The 23,412-nt window shown below is 62.8% G+C and carries 20 protein-coding genes and 1 tRNA gene; 12 read left to right on the plus strand and 9 right to left on the minus strand.

The window, feature by feature from the left end; genetic code table 11:
* Window positions 1-126: 126 nt before the first annotated feature.
* Window positions 127-1,275, plus strand: coding sequence for an SGNH/GDSL hydrolase family protein (locus AABQ55_RS21390; protein ID WP_272806482.1), 1,149 nt, complete (start codon window positions 127-129; stop codon window positions 1,273-1,275).
* Window positions 1,276-1,321: 46 nt separating this feature from the next.
* Here the strand turns inward: AABQ55_RS21390 and AABQ55_RS21395 are convergent, their stop codons facing one another.
* Genes AABQ55_RS21395 through AABQ55_RS21405 form a run of 3 tightly spaced genes read right to left on the minus strand, consistent with a single transcriptional unit; the run spans window position 1,322 to window position 3,662 of the window.
* On the minus strand, window positions 1,322-2,665 hold the full coding sequence (locus tag AABQ55_RS21395; RefSeq protein ID WP_272806483.1) for a sensor histidine kinase: 1,344 nt from the start codon (window positions 2,663-2,665) through the stop codon (window positions 1,322-1,324).
* Window positions 2,662-3,327, minus strand: a complete 666-nt coding sequence (locus tag AABQ55_RS21400) for a response regulator transcription factor (RefSeq protein ID WP_244768282.1) — start codon at window positions 3,325-3,327, stop codon at window positions 2,662-2,664. Before AABQ55_RS21400 ends, AABQ55_RS21395 begins: the two co-directional genes overlap by 4 nt.
* Entirely contained in the window at window positions 3,327-3,662 is a 336-nt protein-coding gene (locus tag AABQ55_RS21405) for a PepSY domain-containing protein (protein WP_244768281.1), read from the minus strand. Before AABQ55_RS21405 ends, AABQ55_RS21400 begins: the two co-directional genes overlap by 1 nt.
* Window positions 3,663-3,773: 111 nt before the next feature.
* Here AABQ55_RS21405 and AABQ55_RS21410 point away from each other — a divergent pair, with 111 nt between their 5' ends.
* Window positions 3,774-4,037 carry a PepSY domain-containing protein gene (locus tag AABQ55_RS21410; protein WP_272806484.1) on the plus strand — a complete coding sequence of 88 codons (264 nt, stop codon included), beginning with the start codon at window positions 3,774-3,776 and terminating at the stop codon, window positions 4,035-4,037.
* A gap of 51 nt (window positions 4,038-4,088) precedes the next feature.
* Complete coding sequence (locus tag AABQ55_RS21415; protein ID WP_272806485.1) at window positions 4,089-5,054, plus strand: calcium-binding protein; 966 nt, start codon at window positions 4,089-4,091, stop codon at window positions 5,052-5,054.
* A 217-nt stretch (window positions 5,055-5,271) separates the two neighbouring features.
* Here AABQ55_RS21415 and AABQ55_RS21420 read toward each other — a convergent pair whose 3' ends face one another.
* Both AABQ55_RS21420 and gltB read right to left on the minus strand, forming a co-directional pair.
* Entirely contained in the window at window positions 5,272-6,729 is a 1,458-nt protein-coding gene (locus AABQ55_RS21420) for a glutamate synthase subunit beta (RefSeq protein WP_272806486.1), read from the minus strand.
* A 226-nt stretch (window positions 6,730-6,955) separates the two neighbouring features.
* Window positions 6,956-11,677, minus strand: coding sequence for a glutamate synthase large subunit (gene gltB / locus AABQ55_RS21425; protein WP_443021162.1), 4,722 nt, complete (start codon window positions 11,675-11,677; stop codon window positions 6,956-6,958).
* Between the two features lie 515 nt (window positions 11,678-12,192).
* Between gltB and AABQ55_RS21430 the strand changes: the two genes are divergently transcribed.
* Complete coding sequence (locus tag AABQ55_RS21430) at window positions 12,193-13,239, plus strand: threonine aldolase family protein (RefSeq protein WP_272806488.1); 1,047 nt, start codon at window positions 12,193-12,195, stop codon at window positions 13,237-13,239.
* Between the two features lie 76 nt (window positions 13,240-13,315).
* Here AABQ55_RS21430 and AABQ55_RS21435 read toward each other — a convergent pair whose 3' ends face one another.
* A complete protein-coding gene (locus tag AABQ55_RS21435; protein ID WP_244768275.1) occupies window positions 13,316-13,777 on the minus strand; it encodes an Hsp20 family protein in 462 nt (153 codons plus the stop codon).
* A 449-nt stretch (window positions 13,778-14,226) separates the two neighbouring features.
* On the opposite strand from AABQ55_RS21435, the gene AABQ55_RS21440 reads away from it, so the two are divergent.
* Window positions 14,227-15,189, plus strand: a complete 963-nt coding sequence (locus tag AABQ55_RS21440) for an alpha/beta fold hydrolase (RefSeq protein ID WP_272806489.1) — start codon at window positions 14,227-14,229, stop codon at window positions 15,187-15,189.
* Between the two features lie 57 nt (window positions 15,190-15,246).
* Here AABQ55_RS21440 and hisN read toward each other — a convergent pair whose 3' ends face one another.
* The gene (gene hisN, locus AABQ55_RS21445; RefSeq protein ID WP_272806490.1) at window positions 15,247-16,020 is read right to left on the minus strand and encodes a histidinol-phosphatase; all 774 of its coding nucleotides are present in this window, start codon (window positions 16,018-16,020) and stop codon (window positions 15,247-15,249) included.
* Window positions 16,021-16,288: 268 nt separating this feature from the next.
* Window positions 16,289-17,173 carry an N-formylglutamate amidohydrolase gene (locus AABQ55_RS21450; protein ID WP_244768272.1) on the minus strand — a complete coding sequence of 295 codons (885 nt, stop codon included), beginning with the start codon at window positions 17,171-17,173 and terminating at the stop codon, window positions 16,289-16,291.
* Window positions 17,174-17,363: 190 nt separating this feature from the next.
* On the opposite strand from AABQ55_RS21450, the gene cpdR1 reads away from it, so the two are divergent.
* The 4 genes from cpdR1 (at window position 17,364) to AABQ55_RS21470 (ending at window position 19,314) form a co-directional block, all read left to right on the plus strand.
* Window positions 17,364-17,726 (plus strand): response regulator CpdR1, encoded by a 363-nt coding sequence (cpdR1, locus tag AABQ55_RS21455; protein ID WP_023512679.1) that lies wholly within the window; start codon window positions 17,364-17,366, stop codon window positions 17,724-17,726.
* Between the two features lie 94 nt (window positions 17,727-17,820).
* A tRNA-Val gene (locus tag AABQ55_RS21460) sits at window positions 17,821-17,895 on the plus strand.
* A 316-nt stretch (window positions 17,896-18,211) separates the two neighbouring features.
* Entirely contained in the window at window positions 18,212-18,703 is a 492-nt protein-coding gene (locus AABQ55_RS21465; RefSeq protein WP_272806491.1) for a hypothetical protein, read from the plus strand.
* A gap of 152 nt (window positions 18,704-18,855) precedes the next feature.
* Complete coding sequence (locus AABQ55_RS21470) at window positions 18,856-19,314, plus strand: hypothetical protein (protein WP_272806492.1); 459 nt, start codon at window positions 18,856-18,858, stop codon at window positions 19,312-19,314.
* A gap of 185 nt (window positions 19,315-19,499) precedes the next feature.
* On the opposite strand, the gene AABQ55_RS21475 is transcribed toward AABQ55_RS21470, so the two are convergent.
* The gene (locus tag AABQ55_RS21475; RefSeq protein WP_272806493.1) at window positions 19,500-20,039 is read right to left on the minus strand and encodes a hypothetical protein; all 540 of its coding nucleotides are present in this window, start codon (window positions 20,037-20,039) and stop codon (window positions 19,500-19,502) included.
* A 189-nt stretch (window positions 20,040-20,228) separates the two neighbouring features.
* Between AABQ55_RS21475 and AABQ55_RS21480 the strand changes: the two genes are divergently transcribed.
* From AABQ55_RS21480 to AABQ55_RS21490, 3 genes are all read left to right on the plus strand, one after another.
* A protein-coding gene (locus AABQ55_RS21480) for an IS3 family transposase (RefSeq protein ID WP_306040543.1) occupies window positions 20,229-21,367 on the plus strand; the annotation gives its coding sequence in 2 pieces (ribosomal slippage) (window positions 20,229-20,487 and window positions 20,487-21,367; 1,140 coding nt in all).
* A gap of 446 nt (window positions 21,368-21,813) precedes the next feature.
* Window positions 21,814-22,065: a hypothetical protein gene (locus AABQ55_RS21485; protein WP_272806494.1), complete on the plus strand. Its 252-nt coding sequence runs from the start codon at window positions 21,814-21,816 to the stop codon at window positions 22,063-22,065.
* 68 nt (window positions 22,066-22,133) lie between these two features.
* Complete coding sequence (locus tag AABQ55_RS21490; RefSeq protein ID WP_272806495.1) at window positions 22,134-23,393, plus strand: ATP-binding protein; 1,260 nt, start codon at window positions 22,134-22,136, stop codon at window positions 23,391-23,393.
* Window positions 23,394-23,412 lie beyond the last annotated feature (19 nt).

Consider the following 23,412-nt stretch of genomic DNA (forward strand, 5'->3'; position numbering starts at 1 on the left):
CTGACAAGGACGAACAGGGGCGCTCCGGCGCCCCTTTTGCTGCCGGGCTTTCCCTTGGGCCCCGCATTTGCCATCATGCCGCCACCGGGATCCGGCAGGGTCGTGGACAAGACGGGAGCCCTCGCGATGAGCACGACGACGACCATGCGGATTGTGCGCCTCGGCCTTGCCCTTGTGGCGGGGGTGAGCGTCGTGGTGACCGCCCTTCCCGCCGGCGCACAGCAGCGCAAGGAACGCAAGACCATCCTGGAGCTGCTCTTCGGCAAGCCGAAGCAGGAGGAGGTCGCACCCGAGCCGCAGATCAAGAAGCCGCGCACCGTCACGCGCAAGAAAAAGCAGGCGACCACGGTGGCCACCAAGCCGGAGCCGGCGGCGATCGAGAAACTGCCGGACGCCAAGGTCGTGCTCGTCGTCGGCGACTTCATCGCCGGCAGCCTCGGCGAGGGCCTGGTCGCCGCCTTCGAGGCAACGCCCGGCATCGTCGTCGAGCGCCGCACCAACGGCTCCTCCGGCATCGTGCGCGAGGATTATTACAACTGGCCGGCCTCCCTGCCCGGCCTGATCGCGGAAACCAAGCCCGCCCTCGTCGTCCTCAGCATCGGCGCCAACGACCGCCAGCAGATGTCGGTGGCCGGGGAGAAGGAAAAGTTCCGCTCCGAGGCCTGGACCAGGGAATACGAGGCGCGCGTCGAACGCCTGGCGATGCTCGCCCGCGACGGCGGCAAGCCGATGATGTGGATCGGCATGCCCGCCTTCCAGTCGTCGGCCATGACGGCCGACATGACGACGCTCAACAATATCTATCGTGCCGGCGTCGAGAAGGCCGGCGGCGAATTCGTCGATATCTGGGACGGGTTCGTCGACGAGAACGGCAAGTTCGTCATCTCCGGCTCGGACATCAACGGCCAGCAGGTGCGCCTGCGCGGCTCCGACGGCATCAACTTCACCAAGGCCGGCAAGCGCAAGCTCGCCTTCTATGTGGAAAAGGAAATCCGCCGCGTGCTGGGCGATGCCGCCGCCGACGGCCCCGGCCTGCAGGGCGACCTCAAGGACCTCGTCGTGACCGCGCCGGCGGAAGACACGGAAATCACCAAGACACAGCCGATCAGCCTCGCCGATCCGGCACTCGACGGCGGCACCGCGCTGCTCGGCGGCGCCGCCATCAAGGGCAACGGCAAGAGCCTGCGCGAGAAGCTGGTGGAAAAGGGCGAGATCGCCGACGCCCCCCTCGGCCGCGTCGACGACTTCCGATTGAACAAGATCGCGACCCCCTGACCGGTCTTCGCCGCGATCCCCTGGATCGACGCGTTCGGCAAACCGCTCAGGCCACGATCCGCGGCAGCATGATGCGGGCGCATAGGCCGGGCTTGCGGTTTTCCAGCATGAAGCTGCCATTCGCCTCCTCGACGAAACTCTCGGCAATGGCCAGGCCCAATCCCGCGCCTTCACTCGTCGTATCGAGCCGGCCGCCCCGTTTCAGCACGAACTCGATCTCCCCTTCCGGAATGCCCGGTCCGTCGTCAACGACCTCGATGATCGCCGCCGCACCTTCCGCCCGGGCGAAGATGCCGACGGTGGTCCGGGCGTAACGCGCGGCGTTTTCCGCAAGGCTGCCGAGGATTTCGGCGAGATCCTCCGCATCGATGCGCAGGATGAGGCCCGCTTCGATTTCCTGTTGCCAGTCGAGATCGCGGCCAGCCGGCGTCCGCGAGACGACGCTGACGACCTGCGCGGCGACGCGGCCGAGATCGCTGCGCGCCGTGTGGCCGCGCTCGGCCTGGCGGGCGCGGGCCATCTCGTGGTCGACATGGCGGCGCATGCGCAGGATGATCGCCTCGATATCGCGGGCAACCGCCTCCTCACCCCGCTCGCGCAGGCGCAGCACGTCGCCGGAAAGGATCTGCAGCGGCGTCTTGAAGCCATGGGCAAGGTCCGCCGCCCGCTCACGCGCCTTGCGCAGCTGGTTTTCGCGCGATTGCAGCAGGGCATCGACCTCGCCGGTAAGCGGCAGGACCTCGTCCGGAAAATCGTTGCCGAGCCGTTCGGCCTTGCCGGCGCGGATGGCGGAAAGGCGTTCCGTCAACGTTGCCAGCGGGCGCAGGCCGACGAAGATCTGCACGAAGCTCGCCGCCAGCAGCAGTACGGCGAGCGCCTGCAGGTAGGGCAGAAGGTCTGCCTCGAATTGATCCGTCGCGCGCGAAATATCGGTGCGGTCGATGGCGACGGCGACGCGCAGCGGCCGCGCCCCGGCCCGCTCGCTGGTCACCACCTCGCGCTCGAGGAGAAGCAGCGACGCATCTCCCGGCCCGGTGATGGTCGCGGTATGGATGCCGCCGGCCGGAATGTCCGGCAGGGTCAGCACATCATCCCAAAGCGAGCGGGAGCGCAGGCGGCTGCCGTCGCCCTCGATCTGCCAGTAGAGGCCGGAGAGCGGCCGCTCGAAGCGCGGATCGACCGGCGGCTTGACGAGATGAAGCGACGCACCCGGCTGCTCGGCAAGGCCGGCGATCACCTGGTTGAGATGCAGCATCAGCTCGGCGGCGATGCGCCGCTCCACATGCCGCTCGAACAGCGTCGACAGAACGAAGAACGCCGCCACGAGGGCGGCGATGATGGAGGCGGCGCCGGCAAGCGCCAGGCGAAGGCGCAGCGAACGGCGCGTCACGGTGCGGTCTCGCCCATATAGTAGCCGAAGCCGCGTCGCGTGCCGATGGCGACCGCGCCGAGTTTCTTGCGCAGCCGCGCGACGAGCGCCTCCAGCGCATTGGCATCCCGCGAGAAATCGTCGCCGTAAAGGTGCTCCTGCAGCTCGGTCGGCGGCACGATACGATCGCGGTGATGGCCGAGATAGCTGACGAGCCGGTATTCGAGCGGCGTCAGCGACTGCGGCACGCCGTTGACGCTGACGCGCATGGCCCGCGTATCGATGGTGACGGCACCGATGGCGATCGTTGCGGCGCCATGGCCGACGGACCGGCGGATGAGCGCGCGGGCGCGGGCAAGCAGCTCCTCGAACTGGAAGGGCTTCGGCAGGTAGTCGTCGGCGCCGGCGTCGATGCCCTCGACGCGCTCGGCCCAGCTGCCGCGGGCCGTCAGCACCAGCACCGGCATGTGCCGGCCGTTGGCGCGCCAACGCTTCAAGAGCGCCATGCCGTCCATGCTCGGCAGGCCGAGATCGAGGATGATGAGATCATAATCCTCGGTATCGCCGAGGAACCAGGCATCCTTGCCGTCCGAGGCGGTCTCGACGGTATAGCCGGCCCCCGTCAGCACGGCGGAAACATCGGCCGCGATGCGGGCGTCGTCCTCGACGAGAAGCAGGCGCATCAGTCGTCGTCGTCCTCTACGATCGCCATCGTCTTGGCATCGAGCTGCAGCTCGATGATCTGGCCGGACGGCTGGATGAATTCCAGCTCATATATATAGCGCCCGTTCTCGCGCTCAAGCTCCACTTCGATCAGGTCGCCCTCGACATGCTTGCGGGCTTCCACGATGATCTGTTCGAGCGGGCGCACGAGGCCCTGTTCGAGGGCGCGGCGGGCTTCCTCGTGCTCCACCGCATCGTCGTCGTCATCCGCCTGCGCGCCCATCGGCGGCATCACGGAAAGGGCGACGAACAGGGCGAGCGCCAGCGGAAAGGGAGTCAATATCTTCGTGATCATGGACCTACCTATACGCGTATCAAGCTGACAAATCGCTGACAGCGCCTGTCAGGCAAGCAACAGGCAGCCTGTGCGAAACCTCCCCCCACAACGACAGGAAAGGATTTCGCCATGCGCCTCACCACGACCGGCCTTCTCGCCGCCGGCCTCCTCGCCCTCACCGTACCGGCCCTCGCCGAAACCGCCGCGGCGCCCGTGCGCAAGACGCTGGAGCAGGTCGCCACCGAGCTTTCGGCCAAGGGCTACGTCATCCGCGAAATCGAGATGGACGACGGCCACTTCGAGGCAAAGATCGTCGACACGAAGAACGTGGTCAGCGAAGCCAAGATCGACGGCTATACCGGCGAGATCCTGCGCCTCGAGCGCGAAGACTGACCCGCGCTGACCTTTCGCCTCTGAAGACCCAATCGAACAAGGACATTTCTCATGGTTAAGATCATCGGCACCTCTTCCGCCAACACGCTCAAGGGCCAGTCGACGGCCGACGACATCTACGGCAAGGGCGGCAACGACAAGCTCTTCGGCTACGGCGGCAATGACGACCTGGAGGGCGGTGCCGGCAACGACTGGCTGCACGGCGGCACCGGCAATGACGAGCTGAGCGGCGGCTCCGGCCGCGACACCTTCGTCTTCTCCAGCGGCCGCGACGAGATCGACGACTTCTCCACGAGCGCCGACAAGATCGTCATCGACAGCGCGCTCGGCGTGAAGAGCTTTGCGGAACTCAAGGCGCTCGCCAGGACCGTAGACGGCGGTGAGGACGTGCGCTTCGATTTCGGCAACGGCAATACGCTGACGCTGGAAGACACCAAGCTGTCGAGCCTCAAGGCAAGCCACTTCTCCTTCAAGTCCGTCGATACCGACGAACCGAAGGACCCCCTTTCCGGCGATGACGTGTTGAACGGCGACAGCAAGGCCAACACGATCTCCGGCGGCGACGGCAATGACCGGATTTCCGGCCATGGCGGCAACGACAAGCTTTCGGGCGATGCCGGCAACGACAGGATCTGGGGCGGCTCCGGCCATGACGACCTGGAGGGCGGCGCCGGCAACGACCGGCTCTTCGGCGGCTCGGGCAATGACGACCTCGAAGGCGGCGCCGGCAACGATCGCCTGGATGGCGGCTCGGGCAACAACGAGCTGGAAGGCGGCGCCGGCCGCGACACCTTCGTCTTCAAGACCGGCAGGACCGAGATCGAGGACTTCCAGACCAATTTCGACAAGATCGAAATCTCCAAGAGCCTCGGTGTTTCGAGCTTCGCCGACCTCAAGGACATCGCCCGCACGGCCGATGGCGGCAAGGACGTGGTGTTCGACTTCGGCCAGAGCGAACTGCGCCTCGACGACATCAAGCTCGCCGACCTCTCGGCATCGGATTTCCTCTTCGTCTGAGGCAGGTATCGCCCCTCATCCCGCTGCCGCGACCTTCTCCCCGCAAGCGGGGAGAAGGGAGATGGGGCAACGCTTTGCCCGGATCAGGGTAGAACAGTGCAACAGGTCCCTTCTCCCCGCTTGCGGGGAGAAGGTGCCGGCAGGCGGATGAGGGGCATTCAAAACGACAAAGGGCGCGCCGGTTTCCCGGAGCGCCCTTTCGCCATTTGCATGAATCTCAGCGCGGCAGCGTGGTCGAGCCCATCAGGGCCTCGTCGATGGCGCGGGCGGCCTGTCGGCCTTCGCGGATCGCCCAGACGACCAGCGACTGGCCGCGGCGCACGTCACCCGCCGTCCAAAGCTTGTCCACCGAGGTCTTGTAGTCGTGCTCGTTGGCGACGACGTTGGAGGAGCCGCGCTTGTCGGTGTTGATCGTCAGGCGGCTACCCAGATCCTTCAGTACGCTGTCGGTGAAGGGGCCGCGGAAACCGATGGCGATGAAGGCGAGATCGGCCTTGATGATGAACTCCGTGCCGGCGATCGGCTTGCGGCGGTCGTCCACCTGGCAGCACTTCACGCCGGTGAGGACGCCGTCCTCGTCGCCGACGAATTCGAGCGTGCCGACCTGGAATTCGCGCACCGCGCCCTCGGCCTGCGAGGAGGAGGTGCGCATCTTCGTCGCCCAGAACGGCCAGACGGCGAGCTTGTCCTCCTTTTCCGGCGGCTGCGGGCGGATGTCGAGCTGGGTGACCTTCACCGCGCCCTGGCGGAAGGCGGTGCCGACGCAGTCCGAGGCGGTGTCGCCACCACCGACGACGACGACGTGCTTGCCACCGGCAAGGATCGGGTCGGACGGCCAGCCGACGCTGTCGATGTTCTCGCGGCCGACGCGGCGGTTCTGCTGGACGAGATAGGGCATGGCATCGTGCACGCCGGCGAAATCGACGCCCGGAATGCCGGCGTCGCGCGGGGTTTCCGAGCCGCCGCAATAGAGCACGGCGTCATGCTCGGCGAGCATCTCGTCCATCTTCTTGTCGACGCCGACATTGACGCCGTAGTGGAAGGTCACGCCCTCGCCGCGCATCTGGTCGACGCGGCGGTCGATGAAGTTCTTCTCCATCTTGAAATCCGGAATGCCGTAGCGCAACAGGCCGCCGGCCTTGGATTCGCGCTCGTAGAGGTGAACCTCGTGGCCGGCACGGGCAAGCTGCTGGGCGGCGGCCATGCCGGCCGGGCCGGAGCCGATGACCGCGACCTTCTTGCCGGTCTTCAGCGTCGCCGGCTGCGGCACGATATAGCCCATCTCATAGGCCTTGTCGGCGATCGCCTGCTCGACGGTCTTGATGGAGACCGGCATGTCCTCGAGGTTCAGCGTGCAGGCTTCCTCACAGGGCGCGGGGCAGACGCGGCCGGTGAATTCCGGGAAGTTGTTGGTCGAATGCAGGTTGCGGATCGCCTCTTCCCAGTTGCCGTTGTAGACGAGGTCGTTCCAGTCCGGGATCTGGTTGTGCACCGGACAGCCGGTCGGGCCGTGGCAATAGGGAATGCCGCAGTCCATGCAGCGCGCGGCCTGCTTCTGGACCTCCGGGTCCGACATCGGGATGGTGAACTCGCGGAAATGGCGGATGCGGTCGGAGGCCGGCTGATACTTCATCACCTGCCGGTCGATTTCCATGAAACCAGTAACCTTGCCCATTGTGATATCCTGATTCTTATAACGTTTCGACGAGCGCTTCGGGCGCAAAAGGGAACACCGCGCGACAGGCATTGACGGGGACAACCCCACATCCCGCTGCCGCGACCTTCTCCCCGCAGGCGGGGAGAAGGCAGATGTCGCACCGCCTTGCCGCACATCCCTTCTCCCGTTCACCGGGAGAAGGTGCCGGCAGGCGGATGAGGGGCTCCTTGCGGAGCCCGCCGCCTCACTCGGCAGCGATCCCCATCCTCATGCGCTCCATCTCTTCGAGCGCGCGGCGGTACTCGACCGGCATGACCTTGCGGAATTTCGGACGATACTCGGCCCATTTGTCGAGGATCTCCCGCGCCCGCGGCGAGCCCGTATAGTGCAGGTGGTTCGTGACGAGCTGGTAGAGCCGCTCCTCGTCGTGGCGCGTCATGTCGTCCGAGACATCGACCATGCCCTTGTGCATGAGGTCGCCGCCATGATGGTGCAGCTTCTCCAGCATGTCGTCCTCTTCCGGCACCGGCTCCAGCTCGACCATCGCCATGTTGCAGCGGCGGGCGAAATCGCCGGCCTCGTCCAGCACATAGGCAACGCCGCCGGACATGCCCGCCGCGAAGTTGCGGCCCGTCTGGCCGATGACGACGACGACGCCGCCCGTCATGTATTCGCAGCCATGGTCGCCCACGCCCTCGACGACGGCGACGGCACCGGAATTGCGCACGGCGAAACGTTCGCCGGCAACGCCGTTGAAGTAGCACTCGCCCGAGATCGCGCCGTAGAGCACCGTGTTGCCGACGATGATCGATTCATGCGGCACCGCGCGGTTCTCCGCCGGGGGACGCACGACGATGCGGCCGCCGGAAAGGCCCTTGCCGACATAGTCGTTGCCGGCGCCGATCAGGTCGAAGGTGATGCCGCGGGCAAGGAAGGCACCGAAGGACTGGCCCGCCGTGCCATGCAGCTTCACCGAGATCGTGTCGTCCTTCAGCCCCTTGAAGCCGTAGCGCTTGGCGACGGCCCCGGACAGCATCGCACCGGCCGAACGGTCGACATTCTTGATGTCGACCTCGAAGGCGACGGGCGTCTTCTTCTCCAGCGCGGGCTTCGCCTCTTCGATCAGCTTGCGGTCGAGGACGTCGTGGATCGGATGATCCTGCCGCTCGGTCCAGTAGGTCGCCTCCTTCGGCGCATCGACCTTGTGGAAGATGCGGGAGAAGTCGAGGCCATTGGCCTTCCAGTGCGAGATCATCCTCTCTTTTTCGAGCAGCTCCGAGGCGCCAATGATCTCGTTCAGCGAACGCACGCCGAGCGAGGCCAGGATTTCGCGCACCTCTTCGGCGACGAAGAAGAAGTAGTTGATGACATGCTCCGGCGTGCCCTTGAAGCGCTTGCGCAGCACCGGGTCCTGTGTGGCAACCCCCACCGGACAGGTGTTGAGATGACACTTGCGCATCATGATGCAGCCGGCCGCAATGAGCGGGGCCGTCGCGAAGCCGAATTCGTCCGCGCCGAGCAGCGCGCCGATGACGACGTCACGGCCGGTCTTGAGGCCCCCGTCGACCTGCAGCGCGATGCGCGAGCGCAGCTTGTTCAGCACCAGCGTCTGGTGCGTCTCGGCAAGGCCGATTTCCCACGGGGAGCCGGCATGCTTCAGCGAGGTGAGCGGCGAGGCGCCCGTGCCGCCGTCGAAGCCGGCGATGGTGATATGGTCCGCGCGCGCCTTGGCGACACCGGCGGCAACCGTGCCGACGCCGACTTCCGAGACGAGCTTGACCGAGATATCGGCCTCGGGGTTGACGTTCTTCAGGTCGTAGATGAGCTGCGCCAGATCCTCGATCGAATAGATATCGTGGTGCGGCGGCGGCGAGATGAGGCCGACGCCCGGGGTGGAGTGACGGGTCTTGGCGACCGTCGCGTCCACCTTGTGGCCGGGCAGCTGGCCGCCCTCGCCGGGCTTGGCGCCCTGCGCGACCTTGATCTGCAGCATGTCCGCATTGACCAGGTATTCGGTCGTCACGCCGAAGCGGCCGGAGGCGATCTGCTTGATCGCCGAGCGCTCGGGGTTCATCGAACCGTCCGGCAGCGGCATGTAGCGGTCGGCTTCCTCGCCGCCCTCGCCGGTGTTCGACTTGCCGCCGATCCGGTTCATGGCGACGGCGAGCGTCGTGTGCGCCTCGCGGGAAATCGAGCCGAAGGACATGGCGCCCGTCGAGAAGCGCTTGACGATGTCGACCGCCGGTTCGACCTCGTCGATGGAGATCGGCTTGCGGCCGGCCGCTTCCGCGCCCTTGATCGAGAACAGGCCGCGGATCGTGTTCATGCGCAGCGCCGAGGCATTCACCATCTCGGCAAATTCCTTGTAGCGATCGGCCGCGTTGCCGCGCACCGCATGCTGCAGCGAAGCGACGACGTCCGGCGTCCAGGCGTGCTCCTCGCCGCGCATGCGGTAGGCATATTCGCCGCCGATATCCAGCGTGTTGGCGAGCAGCGGATCACGCCCGAAGGCGGCCTTGTGGCGGTTGAAGGTCTCCTTGGCGATCTCGTCGAGGCCGATGCCCTCGATGGTCGTCGCGGTGCCGAAGAAATATTTGTCGACAAGCTCGGAGGAGAGGCCGATGGCGTCGAAAATCTGCGCGCCGCAATAGGACTGGTAGGTCGAGATGCCCATCTTTGACATGACCTTCAGGATGCCCTTGCCGATCGCCTTGATGTAGCGATAGACGATCTCCTCCGCGTCCACCTCCTTCGGGAACTCGCCGCGCTTGTGCATGTCGGTGAGCGTGTCGAAGGCCAGGTACGGGTTGATCGCTTCCGCGCCGTAACCGGCGAGAAGACAGAAATGGTGCACTTCGCGCGGCTCGCCGGTCTCCACGACGAGGCCGACCGAGGTGCGAAGCCCCTTGCGGATCAGGTGGTGGTGCACGGCGGCCGTCGCCAGGAGCGCCGGGATCGCCACACGGTCCGGTCCGATCTGGCGATCGGAGAGCACGATGATGTTGTAGCCGCTGGTGACGGCCTGCTCGGCACGCTCGCACAGACGGTCGAGCATTTCCGGCATGCCGTCCGCACCGCGCGAGACATCATAGGTGAAATCCAGCGTCTTGGTGTCGAAACGGTCCTCGACATGGCCGATCGAGCGGATCTTTTCGAGGTCGCCATTGGTAAGGATCGGCTGACGCACCTCCATGCGCTTGGCCTTGGCCGCGCCGCCATGGTCGAGGATGTTCGGGCGCGGGCCGATGAAGGAGACGAGGCTCATGACCAGTTCCTCGCGGATCGGGTCGATGGGCGGGTTCGTCACCTGCGCGAAGTTCTGCTTGAAATAGGTGTAGAGCAGCTTGGTCTTGTCGGACATGGCCGAAATCGGCGTGTCCGTGCCCATGGAGCCGATCGCCTCCTGCCCGGTGGTCGCCATCGGCGACATCAGGAGGCGGGTATCCTCCTGTGTATAGCCGAAGGCCTGCTGGCGGTCGCGCAGCGAGACGTCGCGGCGCAGCGCCCGCGGCTCGACCGGGCCGAGGTCTTCCAGGATGATCTGGGTGTTGTCCAGCCACTCGCGATAGGGATGCTTGGCGGCAAGCGCGGACTTCACCTCCTCGTCGGAAATGATGCGGCCTTCCTCCATGTCGATGAGCAGCATCTTGCCCGGCTGGAGGCGCCACTTCTTGACGATGCTTTCTTCCTTGACCGGCAGCGTGCCGGCTTCGGAGGCGAGGATGACGCGGTCATCGTCGGTGACGAGGTAGCGTGCCGGGCGCAGGCCGTTGCGGTCGAGCGTCGCGCCGATCTGCTTGCCGTCGGTGAAGGCGACGGCGGCGGGGCCGTCCCACGGCTCCATCAGCGCGGCGTGGTATTCGTAGAACGCCTTGCGCTCCTGGCTCATCAGCTGGTTGCCGGCCCAGGCCTCGGGGATCAGCATCATGACCGCATGGGCCATGGAATAGCCGCCGCGCACGAGGAATTCGAGCGCGTTGTCGAAACAGGCCGTATCCGACTGCCCCTCATAGGAGATCGGCCAGAGCTTTGTGATGTCCTCACCGAACAGCGGCGAGGAGACGGAGGCCTGGCGGGCCGCCATCCAGTTGACGTTGCCACGCAGCGTGTTGATCTCGCCGTTATGGGCGACCATGCGGTACGGGTGCGCCAGCTTCCACGACGGGAAGGTATTGGTGGAGAAGCGCTGGTGCACGAGGGCGACGGCCGATTCGAAGCGCGGATCGGCAAGGTCCTTGTAGTAGGCGCCCACCTGATAGGCGAGGAACATGCCCTTGTAGACGATGGTGGTCGAGGACAGCGAGACGGGATAGAAATTGCTCTCCTCGCCCTCGTATTCGTCATAGATGCGGTTGGAGATCACCTTGCGCAGGGTGAAGAGCCGACGCTCGAACTCGCCGTTCGTCGCGGCGTCGCGGCCGGCGCCGATGAAGACCTGGACGTGCCGCGGCTCGGTGGCGGCGATCTCGGGAGCCTTGGAGAGCGAAGAATTGTCGACCGGGACGTCGCGGAAGCCGATGAGGACCTGCCCCTCTTCAGCGACGACATCTCCGATGACCTTCTTGAAATAATCGACGAGCTTCTCGTCCTGCGGCATGAAGATGTGGCCGACGGCATATTCACCGGCCTTCGGCAGCGTGATGCCCTGCTTTGCCATCTCCTCGCGGAAGAAGCGGTCCGGAATCTGGACGAGGATGCCCGCACCGTCGCCCATCAGCGGATCCGCGCCGACAGCGCCGCGATGCGTCAGGTTCTCGAGCATGAACAGCCCGTCCTTGACGATCTGGTGCGATTTCTTGCCTTTCAAATGCGCCACGAAGCCGACGCCGCAGGCATCGTGTTCATTGCGCGGATCATAGAGTCCCTGTTTTTTCGGCAGGCCCGGATTGGAAGCGCGTGTCGTGGCGCCCGTCGCAGTCGCCTGCGCCCGGAACTGCCGCAAATCATGTGCTTGGGTCTTCACCATCATCTCTTCCTCCTGTGGGCCCATCCTGCGGGCAATCCTTTTCGCCCGTGAGACCCTTTTGCCTTGGGGCAGGGCCTCGCGAGCGGCTGTTTTCTGAACCTGATGTAACCGCAAAACGACGGCCGACCAGGAATGATCATCAGGACCGTCGTGGCAACCAGGTTTTCCGAAGGAGCGGTCCTCCCTCGCCTGGTGCCGTTTCGGCAGTTTCCGCGGTCGCGGAAGGCGCCTCTTCGGTCTCTTGACCGAAATAGGACAGTAAACCTGTCCTATTTCATGGGCTCTATGCCAGAAACACCCCCGGGCCGCAAGGCCATCATGCCAAATAATCACCACCCCATGAAGAAAAATTGCCTGCTCCGCCGCAAGCTTGAAATTAAATTACGATCAACTGGCCCATTGTTTCCATTCCTTTCATTCTCCAGGAGGATGGCACTTTCAGCCGTTTTCGGCGATTGATCGCCTTCATTTCTCCATTATGGTCCTCCCGCAGCCACATTCGCACTGGAAATCGCATGTTTTTCGCTTCCGACAACTGGGCCGGCGCCCATCCAGACATCGCACAGAGCCTCGTGACGGCGGCCGGCGGCTTCGCCTCGGCCTATGGCGCGAGCGACCTCGACAAGCATGTGGAAAAGACCTTTTCGCAAATTTTCGAGCGTGACGTCGCCGTCTTCTTCGTCGGCACGGGCACTGCGGCCAATTCGCTGGCGCTGGCCAGCTTCAACCGGCCCGGCGGCCAGGTCTTCTGCCACCGCGAAGCCCATGTGAATGTCGACGAATGCAATGCGCCGGAATTTTTCGCTGCCGGGGCCAAGCTGGTGCCGATCGATGGTCCCGCCGGCAAGCTCTCCCCGGACGCTCTTGCCGCCGCCATAGGCCGCTTCCCGCCGGACTTCGTGCATGGCGGGCAGCCGATGGCCGTCACCATCACCCAGGCCACCGAAGCCGGCACCGCCTATACGCTCGACGAGATCGCCGCCCTCTCGGAGGTCGCGAGGAAGGCGAGCCTGCCGCTGCACATGGATGGCGCACGTTTCGCCAATGCGCTCGTCCATCTCGGCACGACGCCGGCGGACATGACCTGGAGGCGCGGCGTCGACATCCTCTCCTTCGGCGGCACGAAGAACGGCTGCTGGTGCGCCGAGGCGCTCATCCTGTTCGATCCAGGCAAGGCGCAGCAGATGCATTTCCTGCGCAAGCGCTCGGCCCAGCTCTTCTCCAAGTCCCGCTTCATCGCCGCCCAGTTCGACGCCTATTTCAAGGACGGCCTCTGGCTCACCCTCGCCCGTCATTCCAATGCCATGGCAGCGCGCCTTGCGGCCGGTTTCGAGGCCTCCGACACGGCCCGCCTCGCCTGGCCGACGGGATCGAACGAGCTCTTCGTCATCATCCGCAACAACGCGATGAAGGCCCTGCAGGACAAGGGCGCCGTCTTCTACGACTGGCCCGCCGGCCCCGAGGTAAAGGCCAGCATGCGCGCGGACGAAACGCTGATCCGGCTCGTCACGAGCTTCGCCACGAAGGAAACCGACGTCGACGACTTCCTCTCGGCGCTCTGAGCGGCATCGCCGGACACAAAAAAAGCGGTGCCCTGCGGCACCGCCCTTCTTCATTCCAATCGAACGCGAAGCCGGATCAGTTGGTCTGCGCTTCGATCTGCTTGGCGTCGCGCTGGACGGCCGTGATCTCGATACGGCGCGGCTTGGCGGCTTCCGGGATCTCGCGAAGGAGGTCGATGTGGAGGAGGCCGTTCTTCAGCGAAGCGGCGCGCACTTCCACATGATCGGCGAGCTGGAAGCGACGCTCGAAGGCGCGCTTGGCAATGCCGCGATAGAGATACTGGCTGTCTTCGGCCGCGTCGTCCTTCTTCTCGCCCTTGACCGTCAGCGCGTGCTCGCGCGCCTCGATGGAGAGTTCACTCTCGTCGAAGCCAGCCACCGCCATGGTGATGCGGTAGGTGTTTTCGCCGGTGCGCTCGATGTTGTAGGGCGGGTAGCTCTGCGCCTGATCGGGCTGGCCAAGGCTGTCGAGCATGGTGAAGAGACGGTCGAAGCCGACGGTGGAACGATAGAGGGGGGAGAAATCGACGTGACGCATGGTGTCCTCCTTTAGAGCAACGGTTGCGATCTTTCTGAAGGCTGCCCCCGATTTCCGAAGGTGCAGCCCGGTTCATCCGGCCCCGTCCCATTCTGGCGACGGAAGCCTCGACGGACCCTGTTGGCGTCCGTGACGTTGAGATGGGAATGGAATTTCAGCCGTTCAAGAGGCCTGGCCGGCCGAAAAGGCGGGCTTCGGAAAAAATTTCGAGATGAACGGAGGATGAACGGCAGCTTCGGACAGCGTTCAGATTGGTCCTGCTAGAACGGCATCATCGGAAGCGAAAACTTCTGACGACCGGGGTGTAACGTCCCTTCCTTCCCGGTCAAATTACGCCGGACTGCATGTGAAGCCCCCCGTGCCCGCATGCAGCCGGCTTTTTTCTTTGACGGCACTGGCGCCAGCGCCTATCCATCGATCATCGACGCCCGCCGAGACCCGCCCGCGCCATGGATTCCATCCTCAACGCCACCGCCGACAATCCCGTACCGGAGAACCATTTCGCCGGCTTCCTGGAAGGCAATGGCGGCGTGAAGATCCGCTACGCGGTGTTCCGCTCGAACGAGCGCGAGGCCAAGGGCACGGTGGTGCTGCTGCAGGGCCGCAGCGAATGCATCGAGAAATATTTCGAGACGATCAGCGACCTCACCGCCCGCGGCCTCTGGGTCGCCACCTTCGACTGGCGCGGGCAGGCCGGCTCCGACCGGCTGATACCGGGCAGCCGCACCGGCCATATCCTGCGGTTTTCCGACTACGAGGCCGATCTTTCGCTCTTCCTGGAAAAGATCGTGCTGCCGGATGCCCGCCTGCCCTTCTTCATTGTCGCCCATTCGACCGGCGCGCTCGTCGCCCTCTCCCAGGCACCGCTGCTCGAAAACCGCATCGAGCGCATGGTGCTCGCCGCACCTTTCATCGCGCTCGCCGGCCAGTCGATGAGCCAGCGCAAGATCACCGTCATCGCCCGGCTGGCCTCGCTGCTGGGTCTCGGCAAGCACACCTTCCGCAAGGGCGATCCGCCGCTCGACTTCGCACATAACATCGTGACATCCGATCCGCGGCGTTTTGCCCGCAATGCCGCGATCTTCGCCGAGCACCCGGAGCTTTCCATCAGCTGGCCGAGCGCCCGCTGGCTGAACGAAACGCTGAAGACCATGGCGCGCGTGACGCATCAGGACCACCTGACGCGCATCCGCATTCCCACCCTGCTGCTGTGCCCGACACGGGACGCCCTCGTGCCGCGCAAGGCGATCGGCGATCTCGCGCGCATCTTCCGCGCCGCCCGCCTCATCGAGATCGACGGCGCGCGCCACGAACTGTTCCAGGAGGCCGACCGCTACCGCATGCAGGCGCTGGCCGCGATCGACGCCTTCATTCCGGGAAGCGACGCCGAGGAAACCAGCCTCGGCGCCTGAACGCAGGCCCCCTTTAAATCGAGCCTGGTTCAAGGAAGGGAATCGCGAAACAGATTCCTATCCGTTCAGCAGCGCCATCGCCTCATCATAGACCTTGCGGCTGCCGGCCGCGATGATCTCGCCGCCCATTTCCGCCGGGCCGCCGTCCCAGGCGGTGATGATGCCGCCCGCCTGTTCGATGACCGGGATGAGGCCACCGACGTCATAGGGCTTCAGCCCGCATTCGACGACGAGGTCGACATGGCCGGCAGCGAGCAGCGCATAGGCGTAGCAATCGACGCCGTAGCGGAAGAGCCGCACCTTCTCCTGCACGGCTTCGAACCGGTCCTTGCGGCGTTCCGTGAAGAGGTGCGGCGAGGTGGTGAAGAGGATCGCATCGGACAGGCTGTTGCAGGGCCGCGTCGACAGCGCCTTGCTGCCATCCGGTCCGGCATAGTGGGACACGCTTCCGTCGGCGAAATAGCGCTCGCCGGTGAAGGGCTGGTCGATCAGCCCCATGACGGCCTCGCCGTTGCGGTAGAGGCCGATCAGCGTGCCCCAGACCGGCACGCCGGAAATGAAGGCGCGCGTGCCGTCGATCGGGTCGATGACCCAGACATATTCGCGGTCGAGGCCGACCGAGCCGTGCTCCTCGCCGAGGATACCATGCCCCGGGAAATGCTGCTCGATCAGCGCGCGGATCGCCAGTTCCGCCGCCCGGTCGCCCTCCGTCACGGGGTCGAAGCCGGCAGCCTCCTTGTTGACGACATCGGCGCCGACGCGGAAGCGCGGCAGGGTTTCCTTCCTTGCTGCATCGGCAAGGCGGTCGAAGAAGGTGCGATCAGGCAACATGGGGGATCTCTCGGAGGGGCTGCGGACCGCCTCTCCTTACTGCATCGCCGCGGAAAACGGAACCGGATTGACGCAGAAGGCCGCGCGGAGCGGGCACAGGATGTTGCTTAACGGACCGCAAATTTGTCCCGCAGTTGCGCTTGACATTTGTGCAGCGCAATATTATTGTTTTCTTACAGTCATTCGTGGCTGTAAATACCCTCCTTGGGTGTTTCCTCCCTAGACTTAACCGCGCCCCAAGCGCGGTTTTTTTTGAGGGGAGGCCGGCCTATTCGGCGGCGAGCGCCCGGTCGGCGGCATATTCCTCGACATGGTCGGAAAAGTCCTGCAGGAAAGCCGAGATCGCCGTCTGCAGCACCGCGAAGTCCGGCCGCTTGGCCAGCGTCGTCTCGTCGACATAGAGGCCGCGGTTCACCTCGATCTGCAACGCATGCAGCCCTTTGGCCGGCCGGCCGTAATGCTCGGTGATGAAGCCGCCCGCATAGGGCTTGTTGCGCACGACGGAAAAGCCCATGTCCTCCAGAAGCCGCATCGCCGTGCGCGAAAGCTCGCCCGACGCGCTCGTGCCGTAGCGATCGCCGATGATGAAGTCCGGCCGCATGCCCGTGCCGGAAACGCGGATATTGCCCGGCATCGAATGGCAGTCGATGAGCACCGAGAAGCCGAAGGTCACATGGGTGCGCACGACGAGGCGGCGCAGGCAGGCATGATAGGGCTTGTAGACCGTCTCGACCCGCTCCAGCGCCTCTTCCACGGGAAAGCGATGGCGGTAGATCTCCATGTTCTCGGCGACCACCCGCGGTACGGTGCCGAGCCCGCCGGCGACCCGGATAGAATTGACGTTCGCATAGGAGGGCAGCGCCCCCTCGAACATGCGCGGATCGAGCTCGTAGGGCTCGCGGTTGACGTCGAGCCAGGCGCGCGGGAAATGCGCGACCAGCATCGGCGCGCCGAGCGCCGGCGCGACGGAGAACAGCTCATCGACATAATGGTCCTCCGAGCGGCGGATGGCGAGCGCATCGAGGCGCGACTGCGCCAGGAAGCCTTGTGGATAACGCCGACCGCTGTGGGGGGAATTGAAGACGAGGGGCACGCTCTGCGAAACCGGTTCCAGCACTTCGAAGTGACTGTTTTCGCTTGAGGCCTCCGCCATTGCCGTCCTTTACCATGCCTGAAAGTCATTGCGTCGGCCATGTTGCCAGCGGCCACACCCCGTGTCCATACTGAGAAACGAGGGATAAGGGCTTGCCCTCACCCATTCACCGGATATTTACCGGAATACGCTCTTGTAACAGAACCGCCCGTCCGCGGGCAGACAACCTTAGCAACGGTTCCCGAATTCCATGACACCCAAGATTCTCCTCGCAGAAGACGACAACGATATGCGCCGGTTCCTCGTAAAGGCGCTCGAAAAGGCGGGCTACCAGGTGCTGTCCTACGACAACGGCGCCAGCGCCTATGACCGGCTTCGCGAAGAACCCTTCTCGCTTCTCCTGACCGACATCGTGATGCCGGAGATGGACGGTATCGAGCTTGCCCGCCGCGCGACGGAACTCGACCCGGACCTCAAGGTCATGTTCATCACCGGCTTTGCCGCCGTGGCGCTCAACCCGGATTCCAAGGCCCCGAAGGACGCCAAGGTTCTGTCCAAACCGTTCCACCTGCGCGATCTCGTCGAGGAAGTCAACAAGATGCTGGCCGCCTAACCCTCGGAAAAGACCGCAAAATCGCCCCGTAAAAAAAGCTTCAAAAACCTATTGACGCGCCTCGGGGTTTTGTGGTCTATGCGCCTCATCGGATGGGCGTGTAGCTCAGCGGGAGAGCACTACGTTGACATCGTAGGGGTCACAGGTTCAATCCCTGTCACGCCCACCATTCGATACCTTGCAAGGCCCTGTTTTTACAGGGCTTTTTGCATTTTTAGACCATGCATTACCCCTCACCTCGGCCCCTTCTGCGACCATTGATTTCGTTGTGAAACCCGTCGCGCTCCCCTCACCTTTTCCAAGCCCTAGACCCCCGCGCCATGACATCGTTTCGCCCAGCGAATCGCCCCTTATCGCGCTCGTGAAAGCCCTTTCTAGGCGACGGGCGAGGATCGATTATCGGGAGCCGGGAATAACTCCTACGAATAGAAGATGCCCTCGAAACGTATTCACGATCGGAATCAATCTGACGACGGAGATTGGGCATGAAACTCCTCCAACCTCGTTTTCTAATGGACATACCCGAACGTTCGAACGCTGGCGGCGGTGGCGCCAAGAGAGTCGAAACGGTATGGGATGAAGCACAAGAGATTAGTAAAGAAGAAGCGCGTCAGATCGATTGCGAACCCGGCGGCTACAAGCAACGCGATCAGCGCTGGTATGCGTCGTATGGTGTGAAGGTGCCAGATGAATTCCGGCGTTTCCTCGTGCGTACCGCCACCCACTTGGCGAAGAGTGAGAAGCGCTTCGTTTATGCTCCGGCTTTCTTCAAGTCGCTGCAACGGGACGAGTTCTATCCGATTCCACTGCGCTCCCTTCAGGATTGGTGTTTAACGGGAAAGAAGCTCGGATACCTCTCGGTTGCGGAGGCGCAAATCTTCGCCGCGCCCAGCCTCAGTGGAAGGGACACTTGCATCTATTTTACAGCACTTCAAAAAACGGCCTTGATGACAGCAACCGGCGCTGACCAACGGTGACCTGCGCCCTTTCTGCGTAGGCTTGTTCCTCCAGCCGGAGACTTTTGTAATCCTCATTTTCGAGATCGGGTGGGTTCGCCCATCCGCTCCGGGGACAGAATCCCCGACTGTCGGGGGTAATACCCCGTCTGTCCGAAGAGGAGAACAGCAGAATGGCAAAATTGATCAGATCGACCGCGCACCTCGCGGTCACCCTCGCCATCAGCGGCGCGGCCATCGTCTTCCAGACCGCAGCGGGAGCGGAGGACATGCAGCATCTCACCGAGATGAAGATTTCGGCGAACTGCACGACCGGTAGCACGAGTTGGGATGGTCGCCGCGCGGCGTGCGACTCCCCGCTCCAGGAGTGGAAGGCGCCGGCCGGCCATGCCTTGGATCGCGAAAGCCTCTCGGGAGGCCTGACGACGAAGAATGGCTCCGAGTACGATTGCCGCGTGAATTTCCTCGACTTCATTGAGGTCGTGCCCGGCCTCCACGCGCCGACGAAAGTGACGCTCCAGGCTCACGCTCGTTCGTCGGGAGGGATGGGCAATAGCGGCAAGCGCGGATGGGCGACGTGTGAATACACGCTGCGCATGGTGGCCCTGCCGAAGACGGAGGCAGACGGCTAATCGCGTTCTTTGACGAAGTCGATATGAACCTAGCGAAGGGCGGGCCTCCCGCCCTTCGCGTTCAGGCGAGGCGGTGCAATTCCAGTTATGGCTACTGCCGCTCTCCGCCTCGGCGCTGCCCCGCCTATTGGCTAACCGAGTCCTGAGCGGATTGGGGCAGCAGGTTAAACTGCCCCGCACCACGCCTAAGCTGCTCGAAGCACGCCTCTCCGCTTTTTGCACTTCCGGAACCACACGTTGGCCAAGGCCTTCCAATGTGGCATCCGGTGCGTGTCCGCGAACCGCTTCGCATCCTCCTCCGCGGTGTAGAGAAGGTCGATAATGGCCGAGGTGATATCGTCGGCCGACACATGGCCGGCGAACTCGGGATCGATGAGAAGGAACTCTACCGCCTTTACATGAGTGGCAGTGATCAATCCACGCTCGGCGTTTGCAATAATTTCCAGAACTTCCCGCGCGAAAATTCTTCCTCGGCGGGCAATCAGCCCTTCGATCTGCTTAACGGCTATCGTCTGTCGAGAGCCATCGCCGGCGTGAGAATTCGGTGCGCGTAGAAGCCTTACATTTGCGGCCTTGCACGTCAGTTCCAGAGTAAGGGCGTCTTCATCCCCGGCGGCTACAGCTGCTTGATGGAGCTGCAGGCTAGTGATGCCAAGCTTCTGTGTGTTCTGGCCGATAAACGCCTTCGCCTGTGCGATCGTGTCTTCGGCTTCCACGATCATCACGGGAATCTCTCCGACATGCGGATTGGAAGCCGCGGCGATCGCGGTATGTTGCCCATCAAGCACCTTAAGGACGGTTGCTCCTTCGTACTCTGAGTACGCGCAAATAGAGCTGGCTCGGGAAATCTGCACAGCGGGGATAAGTGGAGTTTCTGCCTGACTTCGGCTTAGATGCCGGGAACAGGAGAGACCATGACGAGACGACCGCGCCGGAACCATAGCCCGGCTTTCAAGGCGAAGGTGGCACTTGCCGCCATCCGAGGTGAGCAGACGCTGGTGGAGTTGTCCCAGCAGTTCGATGTGCACGCCAACCAGATCAAGCAATGGAAAGACCAGCTCCTTGAGGGGGCGACAGGTGTGTTCGGCGATGAAACGAAAGCGGAGCCGTCGGGTCCGACCATCGATGTCAAAACGCTGCACGCGAAAATCGGCGAACTGACACTGGAGAACGATTTTTTATCCGGTGCGCTCGGCAAGGCGGGATTGCTGGGCGGAAAGAAATGATCGACCGCGAGCACAAGCTATCCGTCGTGCGCCAGGCGAAGCTTCTCGGCTTCAGCCGTGGCAGCGTCTACTATCTGCCTCTTCCGGTGTCTGACGGCGATCTGGCCCTTATGCGCCGGATTGACGAATTGCATCTCGACTACCCCTTTGCCGGAAGTCGGATGTTGCAAGGGCTCTTGAGAGGAGAAGGTCTGGAGACCGGGCGGCGACACGTCGCCACGCTGATGAAGAAGATGGGCATCGAGGCGATCTACCGCCGCCCGAACACCTCGAAACCAGCGCCAGGGCACAAAATTTATCCCTACCTCCTACGAAAGCTGGCAGTCACCCGGCCCAATCAGGTGTGGGCAATGGACCTGACCTACATCCCCATGGCGCGGGGATTTGTCTATCTGTGCGCCGTCGTGGACTGGTTCAGCCGGAAGGTCTTGTCATGGCGGTTGTCGATCACGATGGAAGCAGCCTTCTGCATCGAGGCGGTGGAGGAGGCACTTGCCCGTCATGGCAGGCCGGAAATCTTCAATACCGACCAGGGATCGCAGTTCACCTCCATCGACTTCACCGCCGTGCTGAAGAGGTCACAGATCGCCATCTCGATGGATGGCAAGGGTGCGTGGCGAGACAATGTCTTCGTCGAGCGGCTCTGGCGTTCGATCAAATACGAGGAAGTCTACCTCCATGCCTACAAGACTGTGTCCGAGGCACGCGCTGGCATCGGCCGATATCTGAACTTCTACAACACCAGACGCCCACATTCATCCCTTGACCGGCGGACGCCGGATCAGGCCTACTTCAACGCGCTGACACCAATGATGGTGGCCGCATAATCGAGGCGGAAATCCACTTAGCGAAACGCCCGAAGCTGTTCAGACAAACCGAGCCACCTCTAATAGGCGGCTTAAACTTCGCCCAGTCGAAGCCCTCGATAATGCGTCGTATCTGGTTTAACCCTCGCTCTCCAATGGACCGCTGGTACGCCAGATCGACGAACAGATCAGTAGCCCTGACTGTCTCAAATATTGGAACGCCGGTTGGGGGCACTCCCGGCGTCAAGCCGCTGACACTTACTGGCACGATAGGTCTTACGTTGTCTTGCATTTCTGCTCCCTCTGTTTGGCGAGGGGACGCTACGGTCGGCGGGACGGACTGGTCTAAGTCAGTTACGTACTATGCTTTCCGGCGAGGCAATATCCACAAGCAGTGGTCCGAAATCTGACGGCGAGAACGACTCGACTTCTGCGCGATTAGATGGTTCCTTTGCCACGATCCACCAATGCAAAATGGGCGTGGCTCCGCCCTCGACCGTGAACTGATGAAGAAAGCCATGGCTTGCCGCGTTCATAAGAACCGCTACGACATGCGTGAGGACGGCACGGGCATGTGGGCGGTGTACGACATATTCACGGGATTGACGGCCGAGCTTAACGGCATTCCTCAGGATGGCTTCGACGAAGTCGTGGCTAGGTTCATGGTCAGAGAATTGAACGACGCGTACATCGCAAGACGGAAGGGGACCACGCATTGAGCGGCGCGTGCTAGGCGGCACAGGACGCGACTGCCCATTGGATTATCGAAACGCCTTTGAGATCGAGAATGTCGATGAAATATAATCCGTTCAGGCCTAATAGTATCATTGCTCCCGGTATGTTCCATGGGCGCCTTCCGGAGATTGACGCGATCGAGCAAGCTCTCTTTCAGACAAAGAACTCGAATCCCAGTCACTTCATGATCCTGGGTGAACGAGGTATAGGTAAATCATCTTTGTTCTGGATGGTGAAGTGGATTGCAAGCGGCTCTATTAAAGCGACAGGGGGGATAAATTTCAACTTTCTCGTTCTTTCCGTAGACCTTGGTGATGCAGCTACTCAACTAGACATCATAAGGGCAATTGGGCGGGAGGCGAAAGCAGCATTAGGCGAGAGGGATGAACTTCGCGCACGTGCCAAGGCCTTTTGGGACTGGTGCGCCAACTGGGAAATCCTTGGCGTTCGATATCACAAGGAGGCGGCATCCTTTGACCCGAACGATGCAGCGGATGAACTAGTCGGAAAGTTGGCTGGGCTGTGTAGCGATTTGGGTGATGCGATCGACGGTATAGTGATACTAATCGATGAGGCCGACCGTCCCGGAGAGGAAGCAGGGCTAGGTGCCCTCTGCAAGCTTGTTACCGAACGCCTTACGAGAAAGAACTGCGACCGTGTATTGTTTGGGCTTGCTGGACTCCCTCCGCTCATCTCTAAGTTGCGCGCGAGCCATGAATCTTCGCCACGGATTTTCACGACCATGGTCCTAGATCCACTTCTCACCCATGAGCGTGAGTTGGTAATTGACAGTGGGATCCGTCAAGCGAACGAAAAAAATGAGATACAGACGACCATCGAAGGAACTGCCAGTAAACTCCTTGGCGGCTTGTCAGAAGGATACCCTCACTTCATCCAACAATTCGCGTACAGTGCTTTCGATACTGATACCGATGACATTATTTCGCCCCAAGACGTGGTAACAGGGGCATTTGCTGAGAACGGAGCTTTAGCGCAGCTCGGAAATAAGTACTTCAGCGAAATGTACCACTCGAAAATAGCGTCAGACCACTATCGTGAAGTCCTCCATACAATGGCAGAACACTCTGATCAGTGGGTATCTCGAAAAGCAATAATTGCAGAGTCGGGGCTGCCTAGCACCACTGTAAACAATGCCCTGGCGGCGTTAAAAACGCGAGGGATCATACTGGCTGACGAGAGCCGAAAAGGGCGTGGCTTTTACAGGCTTCCCACGCGATCCTTTGCTGCCTGGATCAACGCGATTCAATCAGTCGAGAAGGAAAGTGGCATATCAATTAGCGCCAGCGAGTAGCGCGCGTCCTTGAAACCTG

Source organism: Shinella sp. WSD5-1, from assembly GCF_963942435.1.
In the GTDB taxonomy this organism is placed as follows: Bacteria; Pseudomonadota; Alphaproteobacteria; order Rhizobiales; family Rhizobiaceae; genus Shinella; species Shinella yambaruensis.

Coding starts and splice junctions, on each gene's coding strand:
- AABQ55_RS21405 (WP_244768281.1), bottom strand. CDS start 3,662: ATGATCACGAAGATATTGACTCCCTTTCCGCTGGCGCTCGCCCTGTTC.
- hisN (WP_272806490.1), bottom strand. CDS start 16,020: ATGTTGCCTGATCGCACCTTCTTCGACCGCCTTGCCGATGCAGCAAGG.
- AABQ55_RS21420 (WP_272806486.1), bottom strand. CDS start 6,729: ATGGGCAAGGTTACTGGTTTCATGGAAATCGACCGGCAGGTGATGAAG.
- AABQ55_RS21400 (WP_244768282.1), bottom strand. CDS start 3,327: ATGCGCCTGCTTCTCGTCGAGGACGACGCCCGCATCGCGGCCGATGTT.
- AABQ55_RS21490 (WP_272806495.1), top strand. CDS start 22,134: ATGTCGATGAAATATAATCCGTTCAGGCCTAATAGTATCATTGCTCCC.
- AABQ55_RS21415 (WP_272806485.1), top strand. CDS start 4,089: ATGGTTAAGATCATCGGCACCTCTTCCGCCAACACGCTCAAGGGCCAG.
- gltB (WP_443021162.1), bottom strand. CDS start 11,677: ATGGTGAAGACCCAAGCACATGATTTGCGGCAGTTCCGGGCGCAGGCG.
- AABQ55_RS21410 (WP_272806484.1), top strand. CDS start 3,774: ATGCGCCTCACCACGACCGGCCTTCTCGCCGCCGGCCTCCTCGCCCTC.
- AABQ55_RS21450 (WP_244768272.1), bottom strand. CDS start 17,173: ATGGCGGAGGCCTCAAGCGAAAACAGTCACTTCGAAGTGCTGGAACCG.
- AABQ55_RS21485 (WP_272806494.1), top strand. CDS start 21,814: ATGCAAAATGGGCGTGGCTCCGCCCTCGACCGTGAACTGATGAAGAAA.
- AABQ55_RS21470 (WP_272806492.1), top strand. CDS start 18,856: ATGGCAAAATTGATCAGATCGACCGCGCACCTCGCGGTCACCCTCGCC.
- cpdR1 (WP_023512679.1), top strand. CDS start 17,364: ATGACACCCAAGATTCTCCTCGCAGAAGACGACAACGATATGCGCCGG.
- AABQ55_RS21430 (WP_272806488.1), top strand. CDS start 12,193: ATGTTTTTCGCTTCCGACAACTGGGCCGGCGCCCATCCAGACATCGCA.
- AABQ55_RS21435 (WP_244768275.1), bottom strand. CDS start 13,777: ATGCGTCACGTCGATTTCTCCCCCCTCTATCGTTCCACCGTCGGCTTC.
- AABQ55_RS21465 (WP_272806491.1), top strand. CDS start 18,212: ATGAAACTCCTCCAACCTCGTTTTCTAATGGACATACCCGAACGTTCG.
- AABQ55_RS21440 (WP_272806489.1), top strand. CDS start 14,227: ATGGATTCCATCCTCAACGCCACCGCCGACAATCCCGTACCGGAGAAC.
- AABQ55_RS21390 (WP_272806482.1), top strand. CDS start 127: ATGAGCACGACGACGACCATGCGGATTGTGCGCCTCGGCCTTGCCCTT.